General features: G+C 71.7%; 20 protein-coding genes and 2 pseudogenes. 7 read left to right on the top strand and 15 right to left on the bottom strand.

The features are described from left to right. Positions 1 to 24: 24 nt before the first annotated feature. The 4 genes from hpt to dacB form a co-directional block, all read right to left on the bottom strand. Entirely contained in the window at positions 25 to 564 is a 540-nt protein-coding gene (hpt, locus tag JW613_RS30660) for a hypoxanthine phosphoribosyltransferase (RefSeq protein WP_209214183.1), read from the bottom strand. Positions 565 to 664: 100 nt separating this feature from the next. After that, positions 665 to 1906 carry a tRNA lysidine(34) synthetase TilS gene (gene tilS, locus JW613_RS30655; RefSeq protein ID WP_209214143.1) on the bottom strand — a complete coding sequence of 414 codons (1242 nt, stop codon included), beginning with the start codon at positions 1904 to 1906 and terminating at the stop codon, positions 665 to 667. 201 nt (positions 1907 to 2107) lie between these two features. After that, complete coding sequence (locus JW613_RS30650) at positions 2108 to 3265, bottom strand: Rv3626c family coenzyme F420 biosynthesis-associated protein (protein WP_209214142.1); 1158 nt, start codon at positions 3263 to 3265, stop codon at positions 2108 to 2110. Positions 3266 to 3418: 153 nt separating this feature from the next. Continuing rightward, positions 3419 to 4987 carry a D-alanyl-D-alanine carboxypeptidase/D-alanyl-D-alanine endopeptidase gene (dacB, locus tag JW613_RS30645; protein WP_209214182.1) on the bottom strand — a complete coding sequence of 523 codons (1569 nt, stop codon included), beginning with the start codon at positions 4985 to 4987 and terminating at the stop codon, positions 3419 to 3421. A gap of 283 nt (positions 4988 to 5270) precedes the next feature. On the opposite strand from dacB, the gene JW613_RS30640 reads away from it, so the two are divergent. Then, a complete protein-coding gene (locus JW613_RS30640; protein ID WP_099883295.1) occupies positions 5271 to 5762 on the top strand; it encodes an inorganic diphosphatase in 492 nt (163 codons plus the stop codon). Between the two features lie 118 nt (positions 5763 to 5880). Here the strand turns inward: JW613_RS30640 and JW613_RS30635 are convergent, their stop codons facing one another. The 6 genes from JW613_RS30635 to JW613_RS30610 all read right to left on the bottom strand — a co-directional run bounded on the left by JW613_RS30635 (position 5881) and on the right by JW613_RS30610 (position 12525). Then, entirely contained in the window at positions 5881 to 7533 is a 1653-nt protein-coding gene (locus JW613_RS30635) for a threonine/serine exporter family protein (RefSeq protein WP_209214141.1), read from the bottom strand. Positions 7534 to 7755: 222 nt separating this feature from the next. Further along, positions 7756 to 8514, bottom strand: a complete 759-nt coding sequence (locus tag JW613_RS30630) for a MerR family transcriptional regulator (protein ID WP_209214140.1) — start codon at positions 8512 to 8514, stop codon at positions 7756 to 7758. Between the two features lie 103 nt (positions 8515 to 8617). Continuing rightward, positions 8618 to 9223 carry a PadR family transcriptional regulator gene (locus JW613_RS30625; RefSeq protein WP_209214139.1) on the bottom strand — a complete coding sequence of 202 codons (606 nt, stop codon included), beginning with the start codon at positions 9221 to 9223 and terminating at the stop codon, positions 8618 to 8620. A gap of 92 nt (positions 9224 to 9315) precedes the next feature. Beyond that, on the bottom strand, positions 9316 to 9942 hold the full coding sequence (locus JW613_RS30620) for a DinB family protein (RefSeq protein ID WP_209214138.1): 627 nt from the start codon (positions 9940 to 9942) through the stop codon (positions 9316 to 9318). Positions 9943 to 10105: 163 nt separating this feature from the next. Continuing rightward, positions 10106 to 11563, bottom strand: coding sequence for an aldehyde dehydrogenase family protein (locus tag JW613_RS30615; RefSeq protein ID WP_099883290.1), 1458 nt, complete (start codon positions 11561 to 11563; stop codon positions 10106 to 10108). Positions 11564 to 11619: 56 nt separating this feature from the next. After that, positions 11620 to 12525, bottom strand: a complete 906-nt coding sequence (locus JW613_RS30610; protein ID WP_245226563.1) for a Sco1979 family transcriptional regulator — start codon at positions 12523 to 12525, stop codon at positions 11620 to 11622. 301 nt (positions 12526 to 12826) lie between these two features. On the opposite strand from JW613_RS30610, the pseudogene JW613_RS36125 reads away from it, so the two are divergent. Then, positions 12827 to 13204 (top strand): annotated as a pseudogene (locus JW613_RS36125) (ATP-binding protein); the annotation flags it as partial. A gap of 252 nt (positions 13205 to 13456) precedes the next feature. Then, positions 13457 to 13645: pseudogene (locus JW613_RS36120) on the top strand (ATP-binding protein); the annotation flags it as partial. Here the strand turns inward: JW613_RS36120 and JW613_RS30600 are convergent. After that, complete coding sequence (locus JW613_RS30600; protein WP_209214136.1) at positions 13608 to 13847, bottom strand: DUF397 domain-containing protein; 240 nt, start codon at positions 13845 to 13847, stop codon at positions 13608 to 13610. The pseudogene JW613_RS36120 and the gene JW613_RS30600 sit on opposite strands and share 38 nt — an antisense overlap. A 190-nt stretch (positions 13848 to 14037) precedes the next feature. Here JW613_RS30600 and JW613_RS30595 point away from each other — a divergent pair, with 190 nt between their 5' ends. Together JW613_RS30595 and JW613_RS30590 are read left to right on the top strand one after the other, a co-directional pair. After that, positions 14038 to 15957: an ABC transporter ATP-binding protein gene (locus tag JW613_RS30595; protein WP_209214135.1), complete on the top strand. Its 1920-nt coding sequence runs from the start codon at positions 14038 to 14040 to the stop codon at positions 15955 to 15957. 148 nt (positions 15958 to 16105) lie between these two features. After that, positions 16106 to 17305: a rod shape-determining protein gene (locus JW613_RS30590; RefSeq protein WP_209214134.1), complete on the top strand. Its 1200-nt coding sequence runs from the start codon at positions 16106 to 16108 to the stop codon at positions 17303 to 17305. A 56-nt stretch (positions 17306 to 17361) separates the two neighbouring features. Here JW613_RS30590 and JW613_RS30585 read toward each other — a convergent pair whose 3' ends face one another. Then, positions 17362 to 17832, bottom strand: a complete 471-nt coding sequence (locus tag JW613_RS30585; protein ID WP_209214133.1) for a Crp/Fnr family transcriptional regulator — start codon at positions 17830 to 17832, stop codon at positions 17362 to 17364. A 115-nt stretch (positions 17833 to 17947) separates the two neighbouring features. Between JW613_RS30585 and JW613_RS30580 the strand changes: the two genes are divergently transcribed. Beyond that, positions 17948 to 18160 (top strand): DUF2277 domain-containing protein, encoded by a 213-nt coding sequence (locus JW613_RS30580; RefSeq protein ID WP_209214132.1) that lies wholly within the window; start codon positions 17948 to 17950, stop codon positions 18158 to 18160. Positions 18161 to 18181: 21 nt separating this feature from the next. Here the strand turns inward: JW613_RS30580 and JW613_RS30575 are convergent, their stop codons facing one another. The 3 genes from JW613_RS30575 to JW613_RS30565 form a co-directional block, all read right to left on the bottom strand. Then, positions 18182 to 18778: a MarR family winged helix-turn-helix transcriptional regulator gene (locus tag JW613_RS30575; protein WP_209214131.1), complete on the bottom strand. Its 597-nt coding sequence runs from the start codon at positions 18776 to 18778 to the stop codon at positions 18182 to 18184. A 132-nt stretch (positions 18779 to 18910) separates the two neighbouring features. After that, on the bottom strand, positions 18911 to 19369 hold the full coding sequence (locus tag JW613_RS30570) for a carboxymuconolactone decarboxylase family protein (RefSeq protein WP_209214130.1): 459 nt from the start codon (positions 19367 to 19369) through the stop codon (positions 18911 to 18913). 123 nt (positions 19370 to 19492) lie between these two features. Continuing rightward, positions 19493 to 20464 carry a LysR family transcriptional regulator gene (locus tag JW613_RS30565; RefSeq protein ID WP_209214129.1) on the bottom strand — a complete coding sequence of 324 codons (972 nt, stop codon included), beginning with the start codon at positions 20462 to 20464 and terminating at the stop codon, positions 19493 to 19495. Between the two features lie 171 nt (positions 20465 to 20635). Between JW613_RS30565 and JW613_RS30560 the strand changes: the two genes are divergently transcribed. Continuing rightward, positions 20636 to 21994, top strand: coding sequence for an ANTAR domain-containing protein (locus JW613_RS30560; RefSeq protein ID WP_209214128.1), 1359 nt, complete (start codon positions 20636 to 20638; stop codon positions 21992 to 21994). Positions 21995 to 22033: the final 39 nt, after the last annotated feature.

The raw sequence follows: 22033 nt of genomic DNA, 5'->3' as shown, positions 1-22033 counted from the left end.
CCGCACGCCCGTACGCCCGCGGATTCAGCCGCCGTAGACGTGCGGGGCCAGCGTGCCGACGAACGGCAGGTTCCGATACCGCTCGGCGTAGTCGAGCCCGTAGCCGACGACGAATTCGTTGGGGATGTCGAACCCGACCCACTTCACATCGATCGCCACCTTGGCGGCGTCCGGCTTGCGCAGCAGTGTGCACACGTTGAGGGAGGCCGGCTCGCGGGAGCCGAGGTTGGACAGCAGCCAGGACAGCGTCAGCCCGGAGTCGATGATGTCCTCGACGATCAGGACGTGCTTGCCCTTGATGTCGGTGTCCAGGTCCTTGAGGATCCGCACCACACCGGAGGACTGGGTTCCGGCACCGTAGGAGGACACCGCCATCCAGTCCATGGTCGCCGGGGTGGACAGGGCCCGTGCCAGGTCCGCCATCACCATGACGGCGCCCTTGAGCACCCCGACCAGCAGCACGTCCTTGCCCGCGTACTCCGCGTCGATCCGCGCGGCCAGCTCGGCCAGCTTCGCGTCGATCTCTTCCTTGCTGACCAGCACCGACTGCAGGTCGGTGCCCATGTCTTTCTCGTCCACCCGTGCTGCTCTCGCTCGTCGCGGTCCGGTCGGCAGGGCCGCCGTTCGGCGCTCCGGTCCGCCCCGGTCGGTACCGGGGCGCCGGTCAGTTCGGTGAGCCGTGCCGGATGACCAGTCTGCCACCCTGCCGTGCGACCTCCACACGCCCGGGGAGGTTGAGGGCCCGCTGGCCCCGCCAGGCGGTGATGAGGCGGTCCATCTCCTCGATGTGCCGGGCGAACAGCGACCCGGCCGGTGAGCCGGCCTCGATCGCGGCCCGTCGCAGTACCCGCCGCCGTACCGCGGGGGGCAGCGCGTAGAGCCGGACGACGTCGAGTTCGACGGTCCCGTCGGCGCCGGGCGTGGCGTGCGCGCCGTCCGACCGGGTGCCGGGGCGGCCGGGCTGGGGGGAGCCGTCGGCCTGGTCGGGCACCCCGGCCTCGTCGGCGGGCGTGCTGCCGGGGGTGCGCACCACGGCGCGTTCGGCCTCGTCGGTCCAGGCGTCGAGCGCGTCCGCGTCGTCCCGGGACAGCTGTGCCGTACGGGCCAGCGCCTCGATGACGCCCTTGCCGAGCGCCTTCTCCAGTGCGGGCAGCGCCTCGTGGCGGACGCGGGAGCGGGTGTAGGCGGGGTCGGTGTTGTGCGGGTCGTCCCATACGGGGAGGGACTGGACCATGCACGCCTTGCGGGTGGTCTGCCGATCGATGGCCAGGAACGGGCGGCGGTAGCGTCCGCCGGGCCCGGATACCGCGGCCATGCCGGACAGGGAGCGGGTGCCGGAGCCGCGAGCGAGGCCGAGCAGCACCGTTTCCGCCTGGTCGTCGCGGGTGTGCCCGAGCAGCACGGCAGCCGCGCCGTGCCGTTCGGCCACGGCGTCCAGCGCGGCGTAGCGGGCCTCGCGGGCGGCTGCCTCGGGGCCGGTGTTGGTCCGTCCCACCTGGATGGCGATCGACTCGACGGGGGTCAGGCCGAGGCCGGTGAGGCGGTCGGCGACGTCCTGGGCGCGTTCGGCGGAGCCGGGCTGCAGGCCGTGGTCGACCGTGACGCCTCCGGCGCGCAGGCCGAGGCGGGGAGCTTCGAAGGCGAGCGCGGAGGCGAGTGCCATGGAGTCGGCGCCGCCGGAGCAGGCCACCAGAACGAGCGGTGGCGGCGGCTCGGTGGGGAGGGGGGCGGCGGGTTGGGGGGCTGCCGTCAGCTGTGCGCTGCGCACGCCGTGCGTGCCGGCGCCCTGTGCGCTGACGCCGTGGGTGCTGACGTCGGGTGCGCTGATGTCGTGCGCGCTGAGCACGTCGTGGAGTGTGCGGCGGACCGCCAGGCGTATTGCGGCGACCGCGGGGTGGGGACCCATGTCCGATTCACTTCCTCGTCAGGGATCTGCGCCGATCGCGGAGGGGGCTTCCGCGGATCCGGGGGGTGTGGTGTCGAAGCCGATTGCTGTCACGCTGCGTGTGTTGATGGTGACAGAGACGGACCGTATTCCCCGAGCATCGCACGCGCACCCCGCCCGCACGGTCCCTCGGAAGGGTGATTGGAGAGGCTTCCGCTCGCCTCAATCGGTCTTCCGGTGCACCCTCGCGATCCACTCCGCGGGCTTGGCGATCTCCGCCTTGGTCGGAAGGGTGTTCGGGGAGGTCCACACACGGTTGAAACCCTCCATGCCCACCTCGTCCACCACCGTGCGCACGAACCGCTCCCCGTCCCGGTACTGCCGCAGCTTCGCGTCCAGCCCCAGCAGCTTGCGCAGCGCCAGGTCGAGGCGGCCGGCGCCGGTGGCGCGGCGCTTTTGGAACTTCTCCCTGATCTCCGTGACCGTCGGGACGACCTGCGGGCCCACCCCGTCCATCACGTAGTCGGCGTGCCCCTCCAGCAGCGACATCACGGCCGTCAGCCGGCCCAGCACCTCGCGCTGCGCGGGGGTCTGCACCAGTTCGACGAGGCTGGGCCGCTCCTCCTCGCCCTCCGGCTGCTCGGCGCCCTCGCCTTCCTGGCCCTCGCCCGGCTTGCCGCCGGACAACGACTGGACGGCCTCGCGCAGCCGCTCCAGCAGCGTGGAGGGGTCGATGTCGGTCTGCTCCATGAAGGATTGGATCTCCATGCGCAGGTGGTCGCGCAGCCAGGGCACCGCCGTGAACTGGGTGCGGTGCGTCTCCTCGTGCAGGCACACCCACAGCCTGAAGTCGTGCGGGTCCACCTCCAGCTCGCGCTCCACGTGCACGATGTTCGGCGCCACCAGCAGCAGTCGGCCGCCGCCGTCGGCGCCGCCCGGCAGATCGCGGCCGGCGGGCGCGAACGTCTCGTACTGGCCCAGCACCCGGGAGGAGAGGAACGACAGCAGCATCCCGACCTCGACGCCGGTGACCTTGCCGCCGACCGCGCCCAGCACCGCCCCGCCGGGCATGCCGGTGCGGCGCTCCTCCACCTTGCTCAGCAGGGGCGAGAGCAGTTCGCGGAAGCCGGCGACGTTGGCCCGTACCCAGCCGGGCCGGTCCACCACCAGGACGGGCGTGTCCGCCACCTCGGGGTTGGCGGGGGCCAGCCGGGTGAAGCCGCGTACGTGCTCCTCGGACACCTTGGCGTGGCGCCGCAGCTCCGCGACGATGCCGCGGGCTTCCTCCCTGCTGACTTCCGGCCCCGGCCGCCCGAGCCGGGCCGCGGTCGCGACCGCGAGATTCCAGTCGACCATCTGTGCACCACCGAGGCTCGTCATTCTTTCACCGTACGTGCAGTGGGCGCGCCGCGGGAGGCACGCCTCATGGGCGGCCCACCAATCCCGCGTACCCCGCGATGGGGGCTGCGCTCGTCCACCCTGCTCCCCCAAGCTCTTCGAGCAGGGGGCACCCCCTCATCAGCAAAGGCGGCGTCATCCCGCCGAAGGCGAATCGCGGCAGCCGCAATTGGCCAGCGCCGAGGCGAGGCGGTCCAGGGACTTGTGCGCCGCGTCCCGCCCGGGCGCTCCGGTCGTCATGAAGGCGAAGGCCAGCATCCGCCCGTCGGCGTCGACCACGGTGCCGGCCAGCGTGTTCACTCCGGTGAGGGTTCCCGTTTTGGCCCGTACGAGACCTGCCCCCGGCTCGCCGCGCTCGCCGCCGTAGCGGTTGTCGAGAGTGCCGGTGAACCCGGCCACCGGCAGTCCGGTCAGTACGGGGCGCAGTCGGGGCCGGTCCGGGTCGGCCGCCAGGGCGAGCAGTCGGGTGAGCAGTGCGGGGGAGGCCCGGTCGGAGCGGTCCAGGCCGCTGCCGTCCGCGAAGCGGGCGCCCTTCACCGGCAGGCCCAGCTTTTCGAGGGTGTGCCGTACGGCGCGGCCCGCGCCCTTGAAGCCGGCGGGTTCGCCCTGGGCGAGTGCGGTCTGCCGGGCGAGGGCTTCGGCGAGGTCGTTGTCGCTGTATGTGAGCATCCGCTCGACCAGTGCGCCGAGCGTCGCCGAGCGGTGGACGGCGAGTTTCTCGGCCCCCTTGGCGGCGGTCCGCTCCTCGAGCGTGCCCCGGACGGTGACGCCCTCCTCGCCGAGTTCTTCGGCGAACGTCTCGGCCGCCTCCAGCGCGGGATCGGCGACGCGCGGCGCGGGGCCGTGGTGGCTGTGGTCGGCCCGGCCCTCGTCGACCATCAGCGGGGTGACCCGGGCCAGGTTCTCGTTGGGGCCGATGACGTGCCGTTCGGTGCCCGAGTAGCGGGAGGTGTCGTACCCGAGGCTGACCTTGTGGACACCGCGCTCGTCGAGGGCGCGGGCCGTGCGTTCGGCCATGGCGGCCAGGTCCCGTCGGCTCAGCGTGGGGTCGCCGCCGCCGACGAGTGTGACGCGGTCGCCCTTGCCGACGGCGCGGGTGGCGATGCGGTAGGTGTCGCCCCGGGCGGTCAGCGCGGCGACGGCGGTGGCCAGCTTGATGGTGGAGGCGGGCGCCGAGACGGCCTTCGCGTTCCGGGCGAACAGCTGCCGCCCGGTGACGGCGTCCACCACGGAGGCGTGCCGTACGGCGCCGAGCGAGCCGTCCTCGATCAGGGGTTCGAGGGTGTCGGCGAGGGCCGAGGGGGTGGGTGCCGGTACCCGCTCCGGGCGGGTACCACCGCGGCCGCCGGAGCCGCTGGGCGGGCCGCCCTCCCCCGTGCCCTGCCGCGGTAGGGGCCCGGCGGCGGCGAGGACCTGGGGTGCCATGGGGTACGCGCCGCCGCGGCCCGGGGTGTGGTCCGTGCCACTTCCGTGCCCCAGGCGGGCTGCCCGGACGCGCTCGGCCGTACGCTGACCCGAGTCCCACGGCCCCGCCACCGTCACCGCCACGAGCGCGACCACGAGTCCCAGTGCACCGGAGACGGCGGCCAGCCGGACCGTCTGCCGCTGCTGCGGAGCGGCCGCCCGCCAACGACGCCGGGCCTCGCGTGCCGCGCTGCGGGCGCGGGCGGTCGCGCGTGCGGCTGAGGCGCGGGTGGGTGCCATCGCGGCGGGGATGCCCGCCACCGCGGTACGGGTGCGAGCCGCCGCTGCACGGGTACGGGCCGCCGCGTTGCGGGCCGCTCGGACGGTGAGGCGGTATGCCCGGTTCGCGGTGGCACGCACCTTCGCTCCGGTGTCATGCACCTCGACCAGCCCCTTTCGCGAGCACACATGTGCGTGGGGGACACTTAATCACCAGACTGGAGTTCTTCTGGGGGACGGCCCCCAGGGCACACGAGTGCTGATGAGTGTTGATCTCATCTTGATCTATACGGAGGAGCCTCCCTTGGAGTTCGACGTCACCATCGAGATCCCGAAGGGCTCGCGGAACAAGTACGAGGTGGACCACGAGACGGGCCGCATCCGCTTGGACCGTCACCTGTTCACCTCGACCGTGTACCCGGCGGACTACGGCTTCGTCGACGGCACCCTGGGCGAGGACGGTGACCCGCTCGACGCGCTCGTGCTGCTGGAGGAGCCCACCTTCCCCGGGTGCATCATCAAGTGCCGCGCCATCGGGATGTTCCGTATGACGGACGAGGCCGGCGGCGACGACAAGCTGCTGTGCGTGCCCTCCTCCGACCCCCGGATGGAGCATCTGCGCGACATCCACCACGTGAGCGAGTTCGACCGGCTGGAGATCCAGCACTTCTTCGAGGTCTACAAGGACCTCGAACCCGGGAAGTCGGTCGAGGGCGCCAACTGGGTGGGGCGTGCCGAGGCCGAGGCCGAGGTCGAGGCGTCCATCAAGCGGCTGGCGGCCGAGGGCGGGCACTGAGACGAGGGGGCGCCCCTCACCCGGTCCCGCAGGCTGCGGGTGATCCCCCGAGCTCTTCGAGGAGGGGCACCTCCAGGTCGCGCGCGCAGTTCCCCGCGCCCCTTCGGGGCGCGGGCCCTTAGAACCCGCGGGTCCGCTTCGCCGCGCGGCGGCCCGGTAGCGGGGTCTCCTGACCGGGCGTCTTGATGAAGAGGCGGGCCAGTTCGCCGCCGAGGTTGACGCCGATGGCGATGGCCAGCGCGAGCGCCCCCGCCGTGGCGAGGTGTTCGAAGCCCTTGTTCACATCGCCCTGGGCGACGTTCAGCAGCCCGAAGTAGGTGTTGCTGCCCGGCAGCAGGGGCCCGATCGCCGCCGTGATGTACGGCAGCGACGAGGCGAACTGGTAGCGCGACAGCAGCTGGCCGAAGAGTCCGACGAGACCGGCGGCCACCACGGTGGAGGGCACCGGGGTGAGGTTCGCCTTGGTCAGCGCGCCGAAGATCAGCCAGGCCACGCCGCCGTTGAGGGTGGCCAGCACCACGGTGTGACGTTCCTGCTGGAGCAGCACACAGAAGGCCAGCGCCAGCAGCATGGCGGCCATCAGCTGGGTGACCGGCCGGTAGGTGTGGTGCACGATGTCGGGCGTCAGCCGGGCGTTCAGCCTGTCGCCCAGGTACAGCACCATCAGCACGCCGCAGACGATGCCGACGATGAGGTAGATGACCTCCAGCAGCCGCGCCGCGGCGGTGATGTAGAAGCCGGTGAGTCCGTCGTGCACGGCGGCGACCAGCGCACGCCCCGGGATCAGTGCGAAGAGGCCACCGGTGATGACCGCGGAGGCCTGGATACGGGTGTCGGTGTGCTGGGACAGCAGCGCGACGCCGACCCCTATCGCGGCCGGCGGCATGGCGGCGGCCGCGAACTGGTAGAACTCCGGCAGCCCGCGTCCGGCGCACAGCCAGGCGAGCCGGTCGCCGAGCATCGAGCCGAGTGCGGCGAGCAGGAACACCAGCGCGTCGCCGCCCACCAGCAGTGAGGCCGCGCCCGACAGGGCGCCGCTGGCCACGGTGAGGGCCCACTTGGAGTAAGGGTGCCGGTTGCGGCGCATCTCGGCGAGCCGCCGGTAGGCCTCCTCCAGTGACACCTCGCCCTGGGTGATGTCGGCGACGAGTGCGAAGACGCCCGACAGCCGGGTGTAGTCGGTGCCGCGCCGGCGTACGGTCCTGCTGAGCGTCACCGGGTCGTCGACCAGCGAGGGCTGGTGGGTGATGGACAGCAGGGTGAAGGTGACCTCGGGCTCGGTGCGGTCGAGTCCGTAGGCGTGGGCGACACCGAACATGGCGGCTTCCACGTCCTCGGCGCCCTCGCCGCCGGCCAGCAGCAGTTCGCCGATACGAAGCGTCAGGTCGAGGACGCGGGGGACGGGGGGCCCGCTGTCGGCACCCTCCTCGCTGCGCACGGCCCGCTCGGGCACGGGGCGCTCGGCGAGCGGCATCCGTACCAGGGAGCGCATCCGGTCCTGCCAGGGCGAGCCCGGCTTGGCCAGCGGGCCGACGACGGGAATGCCCTCGGGCGGCGTGAAGGCGCTGCCCGGTTCGTTCGTCGGAGGGGTGACGAGTCCTTCCGGAATGGTGAACTCGGAGGTCGGGTGCTCCTCCTCCGGTACGGGCGGAAGCGGCACGCCCAGGGGCGCCGTGAAGGCGCTGCGCGACTCGTCGGACACCGGCTTGGCGTCCTCCGGCTCACCACCCTGCTCTGCGGCGTCGCCGTTTCCCTTGGACTGCCCCACCACTCTCTGTCCGCTCCTTCCCTCGCTCTCCAGCAGTGTCACACGACCAACGCCGTGCCCGAGGGGGACTGTTCCACGGAACGGAAGCGTGCTACCTCACAGTGGAGCACGTGCCGACGACCCCGCGCCGAAGGCCCCCTGTACAGCACCTGTACAGGGGGCCTTCAGCCGGAAATCGGGCCGCGTCGGAAGGGGACGGACGGCGTGTCGGTCGGTGCGTGCGGACTACGCCCACTGCGCGGCGTTCGCCGCGATGGCGTCCCGCATGTACCGGGCCATGCCCGGTGCGATCGCCTCGTAGGTGGCGGTGAACCGCTCGTCCTGGACGTACATCTCACCGAGCCGGGTGTGCATCTCGTGGTCGCATGTGTAGCTGCTGCGGGAGATGAACAGCCGGTGCCGCTCGGCGAGGGCGACCACCTCGGGCGCGTCGGGCGGGTCGCCGGCCGTCATCCGGTCGGCGATCGCCTGGTGGATCTCGTCGCTCTCGCGCTTCAGCGCCTTCCAGTCCTCCTTGGTGTACGTGGCCGCGCGGCGCCGGGTCTCGCGGTACTCCTCGGTGTTGCCCCAGCGCCGTTCGGCCTCCTCCGCGTGCTCGTCCGGGTCGAAGTCCCCGAACACCTCGAACTTTTCCTCGGGGGTGAGATTGATGCCCATTTTGCGTGCCTCCATAGCGCGTTCCACGGCGGCGGCCATCTCCATGAGCCGGTCGATCCGCGCCGTCAGCAGCTCGTGCTGCCGGCGCAGATGGCCGACCGGATCGGCTGTCGGGTCGTCCAGCAGCGCGGCGATCTGCTCCAGCGGGAAGCCGAGTTCCCGGTAGAAGAGGATCTGCTGCAGCCGGTCCAGGTCGGCGTCGGTGTACCGCCGGTGCCCGACCGCCGTACGGTCCCCGGGAACCAGCAGCCCGATCTCGTCGTAGTGGTGCAGGGTGCGCACCGTGACACCGGCGAAACCGGCGACCTGTCCGACGGAGTGGCTCACTTCCGCCTCCTTGCTCGCTGCGGTCGCTTACGGGCATCCACGGTGCTCCCTCACGTCACGTGAGGTGCAAGCCGTATTTCCCGGGCCGGGCGCCGGCGCGCCCTCACAGCGGTGGCCGGTCCGTCAGCACGCTGAGGTCGCGTTCGCCCTCGCCCGCCATCACGAAGGCACCGTCCTCCAGCCGGGCGATCAGATCGCGGGCCCAGGCGGCGTCGCTGTCGGCGGTGTGCACCCACAGCTTCATGATCTCCGCGATGTGCCCCCACTCCCGCGGGGCGCCGCCGTCCGGGGTCCAGTCCCGGGTGATCTCGCGGCGCCAGCTCTCCAGTGCGGCGACCCGCTCCTTCAGCAGCGCGACGGCTTCCTCGCGGGGCAGGTCCACGAGGAAGCCGACAGCGGAGGTCAGCAGCTCCTGCTTCTCCTGAATGGCGGTCAGCGCGTACCGCAGCAGCCGGAAGAACTCCGCCTCGCCGGCTTCGGTGATCTCGTACTCGGTGCGGGGCGGGCCGCCCACCGTGCTGGGGGCGGTGTCGTGGGCCACCAACAGGCCCTGCTTGGCCAGCTGTTTGAGGGCGTGGTAGATCGACCCCGGCTTGGCGGTGGACCACTCATGGGCGCCCCAGAACCCCAGGTCGTTGCGGACCTGGTAGCCGTGCGCCCGCCCGCGCAGGCGCACGTCTCCCAGCACCAGCAGCCGGATCGCCGACATCGCTTTGCGCTCCCCTGCCCCGTCACACCGTCGTTGCTGTTGTCAAGCACCACCTTATGCGGGGCCGGGCGGCGGGGAGCAGCCGCGCGGGTTCAGCGCCGGCCGGCGTCGTCCTGCCCGGTGTCGCCCTGTCCGGTGTCGTACTGCCCGGCCTCGCCGCCGAACGCGGACCAGTCCGGCTCGGGCATCGCGCCGGTCTCGAACACCAGGTCGAAGGCGCCCTTGCCGTCGATCGTCTCCCGGACGATGTCGGCGTGCCCGGCGTGCCGCGCGTACTCCTCGATCAGGTGCAGCAGACCCCAGCGCCAGGAGAACTCGCCGCCCTTGTCCCACGGGGCGGGCGGTACCACGAAGGTCTCGTCGAGCGAGGAGAGCTCACCGACCGCCTTCTCGGTCTCGGCGGCGATCCGCTCACTGCGCTCGAGCAGCACCTCGACGGTCTCCTCGGTGGAGGGGGCGAAGCTGTGCTCCCACTCCGCCTTCTTCTCCTCCTCGGTGGCCTCGATGCCCCGGAAGGTGCGCAGCCAGCCGCTCTCGACCACGGTGACGTGCTTGAGGAGCCCGGCCAACGACAGTTCGCTGGCGGCGGGGGCGCTGCGGACCTGCTCCTCGGTGAGGCCGTGCAGGGCGCGGCGGACACCGCCGCGCTGGGCCTCCAGATAGGCCAGGAGTGCTCCGCGCTCGTCACCGCGCTGCTCGGCCTTGACGACTACCGGCATATTGCTCGCCACCTCTCGGATCGGACCGGGACGCCTGCTCCCCGGCTGCTGACCACAAGTTATGACGCGTTGTGGTCAGTTCCTGTCCTCGATGGTCCCGATGGCGGGCCCTCCTGCCCCTTCCCGGGCGTGCTCCCGGAAGGAGCACGCCCGCCGGTCAGGGTCAGAAGGGGAACTCGCTGCGCTCCCGCTGGATGGAGACCCACCGCGTGGTGGTGAACGCCTCCACCACCTGGGGCCCGTTCAGCCTGCCGAGGCCCGAGAGCTTCTCCCCGCCGTAGGGCACGGTCGGCTCGTCCGCCACCGTCGAGTCGTTGACGTGCACCATGCCCGCCTCGATCCGGCGGGCGACCGCGATGCCGCGCTCGATGTCGGCGCTGTGCACCGCACCCGCGAGCCCGTAGGGAGTGTCGTTGGCGACCCGCACGGCCTCCTCCTCGCCGTCCACCGGGATGATCAGCGCGACCGGCCCGAAAATCTCCTCGTGCAGCAGCGGTGAGTTCCTGGGCAGGTCCGTCAGCACGCTGGGCGAGACGAGGTTGCCGTCGACCGCGCCGTGCAGCAGCGCCGTGGCTCCTTCGGCGAGGGCCTGCTCGACGATGGCCGTCACCCGCTCCGCCTGGCGGGAGTTGATGAGCGGGCCGATGTGCGTCCGAGGGTCCTCCGGGTCGCCCACCACCAGCCGGCTGACCCGCTCGACGAACTTGGCGGTGAACTCCGGCTCCAGACGCCGGTCCACGATGATCCGGTTGGCCGCCATGCACAGCTGGCCCTGGTTGACGAAGCGGCTGTAGACCGCGGCGTCCACGGCGTAGTCCACATCGGCGTCGTCCAGCACCACCAGGCCGCTGTTGGAGCCGAGTTGGAGGATGACGCGCTTGAAGTTGCGGCCGGCGACGGTGGCCACATGGCGGCCGACGCGGTCGGAGCCGGTGAAGGAGATCACCTTGGGCACCGGGTGCTCGATCAGGGTGTCGCCGATTTCCGCGCTGTCGGTGATGACGACGTTCACCAGCCCCGGCGGCAGCCCGGCGTCCTCCAGCACCTTGGCGACCAGGGTGCCACCGCACACGGGCGTCGACTGGTGCGGCTTGAGAAGGACGGCGTTGCCCAGCGCGAGCGCGGGCGCGGCCGACTTCACCGCCAGCAGAAAGGGGTAGTTGAACGGCGAGATGATGCCCACGACCCCGACCGGGTCGCGGTAGACGCGGTTCTCCTTGCCGGGGACCGAGGACGGCAGGATCTCGCCGAGCGGATTGAGCGAGAGCTGGAGCGCTTCGCGGAAGAACTCCTTGACCATGTGGATCTCGAAGGCCGCCTTGTGCCGGGTACCGCCCAGCTCGGCGATGATGGCCTCGGTGATCTGCGGCTCGCTCTCCTCGATGACCCGGATCGCCCGCTCGAAGACGCGTCTGCGGGTGTACGGGTTGGTGGCCGCCCACTCACGCTGCGCGCGTGCTGCCGCGCGGTACGCCTCGTCCACCTCGTCGCGTGTGGCGACGGTGATGGAGGCGAGTTTCTCCCCGTTGTACGGGTTGAAGTCGATGATGTCCCAGGAGCCGCTGCCGGGACGCCACTCGCCGTCTATGCACTGGAGTGCCAGATCCGTGAAGTAGGACATGCCATTCCTTCTGGGGGTTGAAGGAGATGCTGCTGCTTGGTCATCGTACCGGCGAGTCACAGGAGTTGGCGGATTCTGTGGAGGTGATCCCGGGTGTGTTCGGGAGAAAGGCTGATATCCACCAGCCGCCGCAGCACCTGGTCGTACTGTGACACCTCGTCCCGCTTGTCCAGGTACAGCGCACTGGTGAGCTGTTCGAGGTAGACGATGTCGTTGAGGTCGGACTCGGGGAACCGCAGCAGGGTGAAGGCGCCGGACTCGGCGGCGTGCCCGCCGAGTTCGAACGGGACGACGTGCAGCCGCACATTGGGCTGCTCGGAGATCTCGGCGAGGTGGGCGAGCTGGGCCTCCATGATGGCTTTGCTGCCGAACGGGCGGCGCAGGGCTGCCTCGTCGAGGACGCAGACCAGGTCGGGGGCGTTCTCGCCGAGCAGCAGCTTCTGCCGCTCCAGGCGGAGCGCGACGCGGCGTTCGACCTCCTCCTCGGCCAGCGGGGTGCGGTGTCCGGCGGCGACGACGGCGTGTGCGTACTCGCCGGTCTGCAGCAGACCGTGCACGAACTGGACCTCGTACGTACTGATGTGTGAGGCGGCGCCCTCCAGTCCGACGTAGGTCTGGAACCAGCCAGGCAGCACATCGCTGTAGTTGTGCCACCAGCCGGCGACGCTGGAGTCCCGGGCCAGACCGAGGAGGGGTTCACGCTCGGCGTCGTCGGTGACGCCGTAGAGCGTGAGCAGATCCTCCACGTCCCGGGCCTTGAAACTGACCCGGCCCAGCTCCATCCGGCTGATCTTGGACTCGGAGGCCCGGATCGAGTAGCCGGCAGCCTCGCGGGTGACGCCGCGGGCCTCGCGCAACCTTCTGAGCTGGGATCCGAGCAGGATGCGCCGGACCATCGAGCCGCTGGAGCTGTTCGCCCCCTTCGCCCCTCCGGTGCCGCTCTGTGCCGATTCTGCTGTCATTTCGATCAGCCCTCCACCCCTGCTTGAAGGGAAGTGTGCCATCCCCGCGCTCCGTTGCGTGCCCGCCCGATTACACACGATCGAAAGTCTCTCGTGCACGTGCATCTGCCCTTGCATCTGCTGTGGGCATTGGGAACCATGGGGATGGCACAAGTGGACCCGTCGGCAAGGAAGTTGGCCGCGCGGGTTGCGCTGTGACGCCCCGCACCAGGCGGGGAAGCACGGCCGACAGGATCCGCGCAGGATCATCAACTGCCGCTGACGCCAGGAGTGGCCCTTGTTGGGGACCGAAGGATCGACGGTGCTGGAGCCCTTATGGGAGGGGCTCCCCACGCCGGGTGCCGCCTCGGTCTCCGGCTCCGCTTCCTGCGCGCTGCCGCCGTGTTACGAAGCGGTCTCCAGCGCCCGGAAGTTCACCCGAAGGACGCTCCAGCGCTGGGGCCTGACCGAACAGTTCGACGACGTGGCGCTGGTGGTCTCCGAACTGGTGACCAACGCCATGCGGCACGGCCTGGCCCCCGGCGCCGATCACGGGGCGGCGTCGGGGGACGAGGGCGACCCACCGGTCCGGCTGCATCTGATGCGCTGGTCGGCCCGGCTGGTCTGTGCCGTACGGGATCCCAGCGATCGACCGCCCGACACGACGGCCGTACGACGTGCCGCCCATCGGGGGGCCCACGGGGGATTCGGGGAGGACCCCGGGATGCTCGGCGGTCACGGGGGCCGCACGGCACTCCCGGACTCCATGGAGTACGGGGGCTCCATGGATCGAGGGGGTTTCCCGCCCGTCGGGGACCCCCTTGGGCTCGGGGATCCGCTCGGCCGCGAGCGGGTCCCCGGAAACGGGGGAAACGGGGGACACGGGGGCGCCGTGGAAGCCGTAGACGCGTTCGACGCGTTGGGCGCCTTGGACTCCGAGGAGTTCGAGGTGCCCGGCTTCACGGCGGAGTCGGGCCGCGGACTGTGCCTGGTCGACTCCTTCAGCGACGCCTGGGGCTGGCACCCCCTCTCCGGGCCGCTCGCCGGGAAGATCGTCTGGGCGCTCTTCCGGCTCGGCCGCGAGACCCGCGAGGGGTCGGTGCTCAGTGAACCACCAGGTCGTCGAACTCACCGTCCTTGACACCGAGGAGCAGCGCCTTCACCTCGGCGGGCGTGTAGATCAGCGCGGGCCCGTCGGGGAAGCGGGAGTTGCGCACCGCGATGTCCCCGTTGGGCAGCTTGGCGAACTCGACACAGGTTCCCTGCGAGTTGCTGAACCGGCTCTTTCGCCATACGACCCCCTCCAGGTCCCTGGCGGCCATGCCGTTGAACGCATCGGGCACTTGGATCTCCTGAGGGGTCGAATGTGCGGGACCGGGTCATGCAGCCGTCAACTGCCAACTTCCCGGGATCATAACTTCGTTCACGTACTGATGCATGTGCGGATGCACGTGCACGACCCGGGGTCGCAGGGTCATCACAGCCGGTCAGGGCCCTTGACTTGAAGTTCTCTTCAAGTTCTAGCGTCCTTCCATGAGCATGGAGATGACCGCCTGGCACGCGCTCTACAACGCGCGCCACGCCCACCAGGACCAGCACCCCTTCTCCGCGACCACGGTCCGCCGTGTCATTCGCTTCGCGCACCGCCACCACCGCAAGCTGGTCGCGTTCATGCTGCTCAGCAGCGTGCTCGCCGTGCTCACGGTGGCCACACCGCTGCTCGCCGGACAAGTGGTGAACGTGATCGACCAGGGAGCGTCGCCACCCGGCGGCGGCAAGAGCGACTCCAGCAGCACGGTGCTGCTGCTGGCCGGCCTGATCGCGGCCATCGCCCTGGCAGAGGCCGGAGTCGGCATTCTGACCCGCTGGCTGTCCGCGCGCATCGGGGAGGGACTCATCCTCGATCTGCGTACCTCCGTCTACGACCATGTGCAGCGGATGCCGGTGGCCTTCTTCACCCGCACCCGTACCGGCGCGTTGGTCAGCCGTCTCAACAACGATGTCATCGGTGCGCAGCGCGCCTTCTCCTCCACCCTCTCGACGGTCTTCAGCAACCTCGTCACCCTGCTGCTGACACTCGTGGTGATGTTCAACCTCTCCTGGCAGATCACCCTGCTCACCCTGGTGCTGCTGCCGCTGTTCGTGGTGCCCGCCCGGCGGATGGGCGCCCGGCTCGCCCGGCTGGAGCGGGAGCGGGCCGACCACAACGCACAGATGAGCACCCAGATGACCGAGCGCTTCTCCGCCCCCGGCGCCACCCTCGTCAAACTGTTCGGGCGCCCGGTCGAGGAGTCCGCCGAGTTCGCCGCCCGTGCCGACCGCGTACGCGACATCGGCGTGCGCACCGCCATGGTCCAGGAGGTCTTCTTCACCGCGCTGACCCTGATGGCCGCCCTCGCGCTCGCCGTCGTCTACGGGCTCGGCGGCTACCACGCACTGCGCGGCGACCTCGACCCCGGCGCCGTCGTCTCCCTCGCGCTGCTGCTCACCCGCCTGTACGCGCCGCTCACCGCACTGGCCAGCGCCCGGGTGGAAGTGATGAGCGCGCTGGTCAGCTTCCAGCGGGTCTTCGAGGTGCTCGACCTCAAGCCGCTCATCGAGGAGAAGCCCGACGCCGAAGAGGTGCCCGCCGGTCCCGTCTCCGTGGAGTTCGAAGACGTCCACTTCAGCTACCCCTCCCCCGACAAGGTCTCCCTCGCATCCCTGGAAGAGGTCGCCACGCTCGACACCAGGGGCGGCGAGGAGGTGCTGCACGGCATCTCCTTCCGCGCCGAGCCAGGACAGATGATCGCCCTCGTGGGCTCCTCGGGCGCCGGCAAATCCACCCTCGCCTCGCTGGTCCCCCGCCTCTACGACGTGGACAGCGGCGCCGTACGGCTCGCGGGCAAGGACGTCCGCGACCTGAGCGCGGCCACGATCCGGCAGACGCTCGGCATGGTCACCCAGGACGGCCACCTCTTCCACGACACCATCCGCGCCAATCTGCTCTTCCCCCGCCCCGACGCCACCGACGAGGAGCTGTGGTCCGCGCTGCGCCGGGCCCGCCTCGACGGCCTCGTCGCCGCCCTCCCGGACGGCCTGGACACCCTCGTCGGCGAGCGGGGCTACCGGCTCTCCGGCGGTGAGCGGCAGCGGCTGACCATCGCCCGACTGCTGCTGGCCAGGCCCCGGCTGGTGCTGCTGGACGAGGCCACCGCCCACCTGGACTCCACCTCGGAGGCCGCCGTGCAGGAGGCGCTCGGTGAGGCGCTGCAGGGCCGAACCTCCCTGGTGATCGCGCACCGGCTGTCCACCGTACGGGCCGCCGACCAGATCCTCGTCCTGGAGGAGGGCCGGATCGTGGAGCGGGGCACCCACGAGGAACTGCTGGCCGCCGGCGGACGGTACGAGCAGCTGTACCGGACGCAGTTCCGGGAGACGCAGGACGGCGCCGAGGTGACAACCGTGGCCTGACGCGCCGAGGCGCCGTCACCCCGCCGGACGCGCTCGGCGCGCGCGGGGTGACCCGCGGGCACAGGCTGAGCTGTGGACCGTCCTCGGCACCGTCCCCAGGGACGGTCCACCGGCCCACGCCAGCCGCTTCCGGAAGGACACGAGCGCCATGAGTAGCTCCAGCCTTGAGTCCCTGACCCGCTGCTCCGTCGCCGTCGACCTGGGGGCGGCCAGGACCCGCGTCTACGCGAAGGGGGCGGGACTCATCGTCGACCAGCCGTCGGTCGTCGCGGTGAACAACCACTCCGGCAGTCTGATCGCGGTCGGCGAGGCGGCGGAGCGGATGGACGGCCGTACGCCGCAGCACATCCAGGTCATCCGGCCCGTCGCCAACGGCCACGTGGTGGACATCGACATGGCCCGGCGGATGGTGCGGACGCTCGTCGGCGAGAAGCTGCACGGCCTCAAACGGCGTCGGACCATGCAGCGGGCCCTGGCCACCGTCCCGCACGACGCCGACCCGCTGATGCGCCGCGCCGCCGTCGAGACACTCGCCGGGGTGGGCGCGCGCCACGTCGAACTGGTGGAGACCCCGATCGCCGCGGCGATCGGCAGCGGGCTGCCGGTCGCCCACCCGGAGGGAGCGATGGTGCTGGTGTGCGGGACGACCACCACGCAGGTCGCGGTGGTCTCGCTGGGCGCCGTCGTCGCGGGGGGCACGGTCGGCCTGGGCGGGGAGACCATCCACCACTCCGTGGTGCAGTACCTGCGCAACCGGCACGAGTTGCTGCTGCCCAGCCAGGACGTCCGCCCGCTCCACCTGGCGCTGCTGGGCAGCGGCGGGGTCGGCAACGGCGTCTACACCCACCCCATCGAGGTGCAGGGGCGCGATGTGGTCTCCGGACTCGCCCGCACCGTCACCATCGACCCGGAGGAGGTGCGCGGGGCCATCCAGACCCCGCTCACGGGCCTCATGGACACCATCCGCGTCGTCCTGCACCGCTGCCCGCCCGACCTGGTGGCCGACCTCGCCGAGCGCGGCATGGTGCTGGCGGGCGGCACCGCACGGCTGCCCGGTCTCGCCGACCAGCTGCGGGAACACACCGGGATGGCCGTCCAGGTGGCGGAGGAGCCGGAACTGTGCGCCGTCAACGGGCTCGCCGCGATGATGGCCGGCCGGGTCATGCCCTACCTCGCCGAGCCGACCGTCGCCGGGGACGCGGGCGCCGCCGCCGGAGCGGGCGCCGCGCACGCGCAGGACGGACTGCCCGGCTCAGGTCCCCTGGCGGGAGGCCGGGAGGTGATCGGCGCCCCGGACCCGGTGGGGGCGGCGGACGCGGTGCCGGTGCCGGAGCAGGACGCCGGGTGACCCGACAGCCGACAGCCGGGCCCCGGATCGGACCGGGCCCGCTTCGGACGGGTCCGTCAGATCGGGCCCGCCGCGCGGTCCTGCGGGGCGTACGGCCCGAACAGGTCCACCAGCCGGGCACGGCAGCGTTGCAGTCTGTCACCCATCACCGCCGCGACGGTCCTGGTCATCGCCAGGCCCAGCGCCTTGTCCTCCTCGCACAGCACCCGCACCGAGAGCGCGTCGAACTCCAGCGCACGCACCGGACTGTCCGCCTGGGCGGCGAGTGACCACACATACGGCTGGAACATCCACGACCAGCCGAGCAGTTCCCCGTGGCGGACATGGTCGATGGCCACGTCACGGTGTCCGGGAATGTGCATGGCCAGCGTCGCCGAACCGGTGTGCAGTATCCAGAAGCGTTCGGCCTTCGAGCCCTCCTCGAAGATCCGTTCCCCGGCATCGAAGTGCACTTCGTATCCCAAGGAGCGCACCCGCTCTCGCTGCTCGGGGGTCAGCTCGCCGAGCAGTCCCGTCGTGGTCTGCATGGCCCGCCCTCCCTTCCGGGAACGGAGCGACGTATTCCCACGTCACGGCCTTTTCACCGTACCTCGCATCACCCGAACAGGCGAGTTCGCGGGGACGGAACGTACCGTCGGAAGTATGTGCAGAAGCATTCGGACCCTGCGTCCGCCCTACGCCGAAGTCGTCACCGAGCAGGACGTGCGGGCCGCCGCCCTCCAGTACGTCCGCAAGGTGTCCGGATTCCGCGCCCCGGCCGCGCACAACCAGGCTGCCTTCGACCTCGCCGTCGAGCGGATCACCGCAGCCACCGACGAACTCCTGGAGAGCCTGGTGGTCAAGGGCGCCCGCTGAGCGGGCGCGGGCCCCGAGGCCTCAGTGCCGTGCGCCCGCACCCGCCTGCTCGCGGCCCTCCAGCAGCCGCAGCAGTTCGCCCAGCATCCGGGCGAGCCCGTCCCGCTGCTCCTCGCCCAGCCCCGCCAGCAGCGACCGCTCGTACGCCACCTGCTCCGGCATGATCCGGTCCACCAGCTCGCGGCCGCTCGCGGTCAGCGACAGATGGGCGACCCGGCGGTCCCGCGCGTCCGCACGTCGCTCGATCAGCCCCCGCTCCTCCAGGGTTCGCACCCGCTTGGTGACGGCCGTGCCCGAGGCGTACGTCTCCCGCGCCAGCCGGCCGGGGGTCAGTTCGCGGTCCTCACGGCGCAGCGCGCTGAGGATGTCGAACTCCGGACGCGAGAAGCCCTCCCGGACCAGCGGCGCGTCCGACGCCTGCCGCAGCAGCGCCGCGCACCTGGTCAGGCGGCCGACGACCCCGATCGGCTCGGTGTCGAGATCGGGCAGCACCTCCCGCCACTGGCCCAGCACCCGGGCGACCACGTCCCTCTCGACATCCCCCTCGACCGCTCGGCCGTTCCCTTCCGCCGCTCCGGCTTTGTCGGCTCTTTCGCCGGGTGCGTCTTCCGCCGGCACACGCTGCCCCTCTCACCCGAGCTGTCACTCCCGTACCCGCCCAATTCTGCCGTCGGGGGACACGGCGGTACGGGAGCGGGGTCCCGCCGGGCGCACATGGCGTCCGACGGGCCCCGGGTGAAGGCGGCGGTCCTACCAGTCCTGCTGGTCGGAGGGCTGCCGGACCGGCACGTTGAGCCGGTTGAAGAGATTGGTGACACCGATCATCAGCAACAGCCCGGCGAGCTGCTCGTCCTCGAAGTGCCGGGCCGCCTCGTCCCACACCTCGTCCGGGACCGCGTCCGAACGGTCCGCCAGTCGCGTCGCCGCCTCGGCCAGTGCGAGGGCGGCCCGCTCCGCCTCCGTGAAGTACGGGGTGTCGCGCCACGCGGCCACCGCGTGCAGCCGCTGATCGCTCTCGCCCGACTTGCGGGCGGTACGGGTGCCCAGGTCCACGCAGAAACCACAGGCGTTGATCTGGCTGGCACGCAGATGGACCAGCTCCAGCGTGCTCCTGTCCACCCCCGAACCCTGGACGCTCTTCAGCAGCCCCTGGATGTGCTCGTTGACCTGGGGCAGCAGCGTCGCGGGGTTGGGCATCCGTGCGGTCATCTCTCGCTCCCTGTGTCCCACCTTCGGCGCTCCCGGCACCGGAGGCGCTCTCGCTTCGTCACCCGTACGACGGATCCAGGGCACCGGAATGTGACACGCGGACGCGCTGCCGTCCGCCCGGCGTCACGGCGCGGCCTCACGCAGCCGCCGCCAGCGGGTGTAGCTGGGGCTCAGCTCGGCGGCGCTGGTGTGCACGGCACGGGCGTGCGCCAGGACGGTCTCGGCCACCTCGGCGGCGGGCGAATCCGGATGCCAGCCCAGCACATGCCGCCACATCAGGGGCGACCCGCGCAGAGCCCGGGTCACCAGACCGGGAGTCGGCGGGAAGGTCGCCCGGCACAGGCCCACAGCACGCCCCACCTGCACCAGATGCACACAGGAGGCGGTGTCCGTCTCGTACACCGCCTCCGGTGTGAACCCGGCCCGCGCACACGCCGCCGCGAAACACTCCGCGAAGCAGCCGTCCCCCGGCACATTGGTCCAGCACGCGCCCGCCAACTCCTCCAGCGGCACCTCCTCGCAAGCGGCTAACGCATGCCCCTCCGGCAGCATCACGAACACCGGATCGGTGGCCACCCGGCGCCACACCAACGCGGCCCCGCCCGCCACCGACGGCGGCCGGCTCGGCCCGCACACCCCCGTCAGCGCGTAATCGATCCTGCCCTGCGCCACCAGACCGGCCAGCTCCCGGGACGACCACGAGGTGTACGTCGTCACCGACGCGGCCGGACAGGCGGAGGCCAGCCGGTCCACCAGACCGCCCAGCAGCGGCCCGTGCGTACCGCCGAGCCGGTAGCGGACCGGCCCGCCCCCACCCGCCGCCCGCCTGCGGCTGAACCGGCGCGCCTCCTCCTGCAGCTCGGCGACCGCGGGCACCAGCAGCCGCGCCCGCTCCAGCACCAGCTCCCCCAGCTCGGTGGGGCGCACCCCGTGCGGGCCCCGCACGAACAGCTCGCCGCCCAGCGCCCGCTCCATCCGCTTCAGCTGCGCACTCAGCGCGGGCTGCGCCAGCCCCAACCCGGTCGCGGCCCGCGTCAGACTCCCCGCCTCGGCAATGGCCGAGACGACCTTGAGGTGTCGCAGTTCCAGGTCCATGCCCATACGGTGGGGCGCCCACCGACCGCCGACAAGAGGGGTGCCGTCCCCTCTTCGGCCCCGCTTTCCGCACCTCCCCCGCCCCCCGGCGGGGACCGAGCTGCCGTGCCGCCCGACAAGTGAGTACCTTTGTCATGCTGCAAATGTTCCGGGGAGGAAGAAGGACGCGGTATGAGCAATACAAGCGGCCCTGACTTCGCACGGGCGGAAATGGTGCGGCTGCCGGGCGGGGACGGTCTGTGGGTGGTACGCGCGGAGGGCGACATCACCGGCGCCGACCATCCGGCGCTGCGCACGGCCGCCCGGCCCGCCCCCGGCTGCACCGCCGTGGTCATCGACCTCGCCCTGGTCGCCAGGGTCTCCGCCGCCGGCGTCCGCGCGCTGGTCGCCGCCGCACACGCCCTGGAGGAACGCGGCAACAGACTGCTGACGGCCACCACCGATCCCCGGATCGCCCGCGTGCTGACCGAGGACGCCGCCCTCACCGTCGTGGACTCCGTCGCCGAGGCGACCACCAGCTGCGCCGGCCCCGACCCGGCCACAGTCGGGTCCGGTCCCGACCCGGCCGCCGTCGGATCCGGCCTCGACCCGGCCGCCGTCGGATCCGGCCTCGGCGTCGGTGTGCCCGCACCGAGGCGACCGGAGCAGACCGGCGGGCCCGGGGGCCTGGCCGTCACCACCGCGGCCCAGCACCCGGCACCGGCCGCCGCACCGGCCGCCGCACCGGCCGAAGAACTGATCCGGCTGCGCGCGGAAGTGCGCCATCTGCGGGCCAAGTCCCGCACCCACCCCCTGATCTCCCGCGCCCTGGGCATCCTGGAGGAGCGCTACCGACTGCCCGACGACCGGGCGGCGTTCGCCCTCCTGGAGGCCAGCTCGCAGCGGTTCAACGTACGGCTGCGCACCCTCGCCACCGCCGTGGTGACCGTCCCCGCCCCCCGCTCCTACGACTCCGAGTGGTTCCCCGGCCGCAAACGGCTCACCGCTCCCCCGCTGACCTTCGCCCGCGGGCTGCGGGCCGCCTCCGCCAACGCCGCCGAGGTCCTCTCCGCCGTGCTGCGCCACAGCATGGAGGTGGCCGAGACGAGCATGGGCAACGTGCAGCTCGTCGACCCGGTCACCGGCGACCTGCGGATCGAGAAGCACCGCGGACTGGACGACGACTTCCTGGAGTTCTTCGACCGCGTCGGCAAGGACGGCACCTCCTGCGCCCAGGCTTCGCAGCAGGTCACCCGGGTGACCGTCACGGACGTGGCCACCGACACCGTCTTCGACGAGCCCGCCAGGGAAGCGGTTCTCGCCGCCGGCAGCCGCGGGTGTCACAGCACGCCGCTGGTCGTGCCCTCCGGGCAGGTGGAGGGCATCGTCTCCACCCACCACGAGCGGCCGGTACGCGCTTTGACGGCTGCGCAGGCGCGGGCCCTGGACGAGATGAGTCTGCAGGCCGGGCGTTGGCTGGAGTGGTACCAGCGCACCGTTGTCCTCGACGCCCTGGAAGACCTCCACTTCGCGGGCAGCACCTGGCGATGACCCCCGCCTCCAATGGTTGAGGGGGCCCACTTGGGCCCC

It is taken from the genome of Streptomyces smyrnaeus (genome assembly GCF_017676345.1).
Classification (GTDB): Bacteria; Actinomycetota; Actinomycetes; order Streptomycetales; family Streptomycetaceae; genus Streptomyces; species Streptomyces smyrnaeus.
Note: the sequence above shows the minus strand (reverse complement) of the source record. Positions and strands in the feature narration are given on the sequence as shown.

Coding starts and splice junctions, on each gene's coding strand:
- hpt (WP_209214183.1), bottom strand. CDS start 564: ATGGGCACCGACCTGCAGTCGGTGCTGGTCAGCAAGGAAGAGATCGAC.
- tilS (WP_209214143.1), bottom strand. CDS start 1,906: ATGGGTCCCCACCCCGCGGTCGCCGCAATACGCCTGGCGGTCCGCCGC.
- JW613_RS30650 (WP_209214142.1), bottom strand. CDS start 3,265: ATGACGAGCCTCGGTGGTGCACAGATGGTCGACTGGAATCTCGCGGTC.
- dacB (WP_209214182.1), bottom strand. CDS start 4,987: ATGGCACCCACCCGCGCCTCAGCCGCACGCGCGACCGCCCGCGCCCGC.
- JW613_RS30625 (WP_209214139.1), bottom strand. CDS start 9,223: ATGTCGGCGATCCGGCTGCTGGTGCTGGGAGACGTGCGCCTGCGCGGG.
- JW613_RS30620 (WP_209214138.1), bottom strand. CDS start 9,942: ATGCCGGTAGTCGTCAAGGCCGAGCAGCGCGGTGACGAGCGCGGAGCA.
- JW613_RS30615 (WP_099883290.1), bottom strand. CDS start 11,563: ATGTCCTACTTCACGGATCTGGCACTCCAGTGCATAGACGGCGAGTGG.
- JW613_RS30610 (WP_245226563.1), bottom strand. CDS start 12,525: ATGACAGCAGAATCGGCACAGAGCGGCACCGGAGGGGCGAAGGGGGCG.
- JW613_RS30595 (WP_209214135.1), top strand. CDS start 14,038: ATGAGCATGGAGATGACCGCCTGGCACGCGCTCTACAACGCGCGCCAC.
- JW613_RS30590 (WP_209214134.1), top strand. CDS start 16,106: ATGAGTAGCTCCAGCCTTGAGTCCCTGACCCGCTGCTCCGTCGCCGTC.
- JW613_RS30585 (WP_209214133.1), bottom strand. CDS start 17,832: ATGCAGACCACGACGGGACTGCTCGGCGAGCTGACCCCCGAGCAGCGA.
- JW613_RS30580 (WP_209214132.1), top strand. CDS start 17,948: ATGTGCAGAAGCATTCGGACCCTGCGTCCGCCCTACGCCGAAGTCGTC.
- JW613_RS30570 (WP_209214130.1), bottom strand. CDS start 19,369: ATGACCGCACGGATGCCCAACCCCGCGACGCTGCTGCCCCAGGTCAAC.
- JW613_RS30565 (WP_209214129.1), bottom strand. CDS start 20,464: ATGGACCTGGAACTGCGACACCTCAAGGTCGTCTCGGCCATTGCCGAG.
- JW613_RS30560 (WP_209214128.1), top strand. CDS start 20,636: ATGAGCAATACAAGCGGCCCTGACTTCGCACGGGCGGAAATGGTGCGG.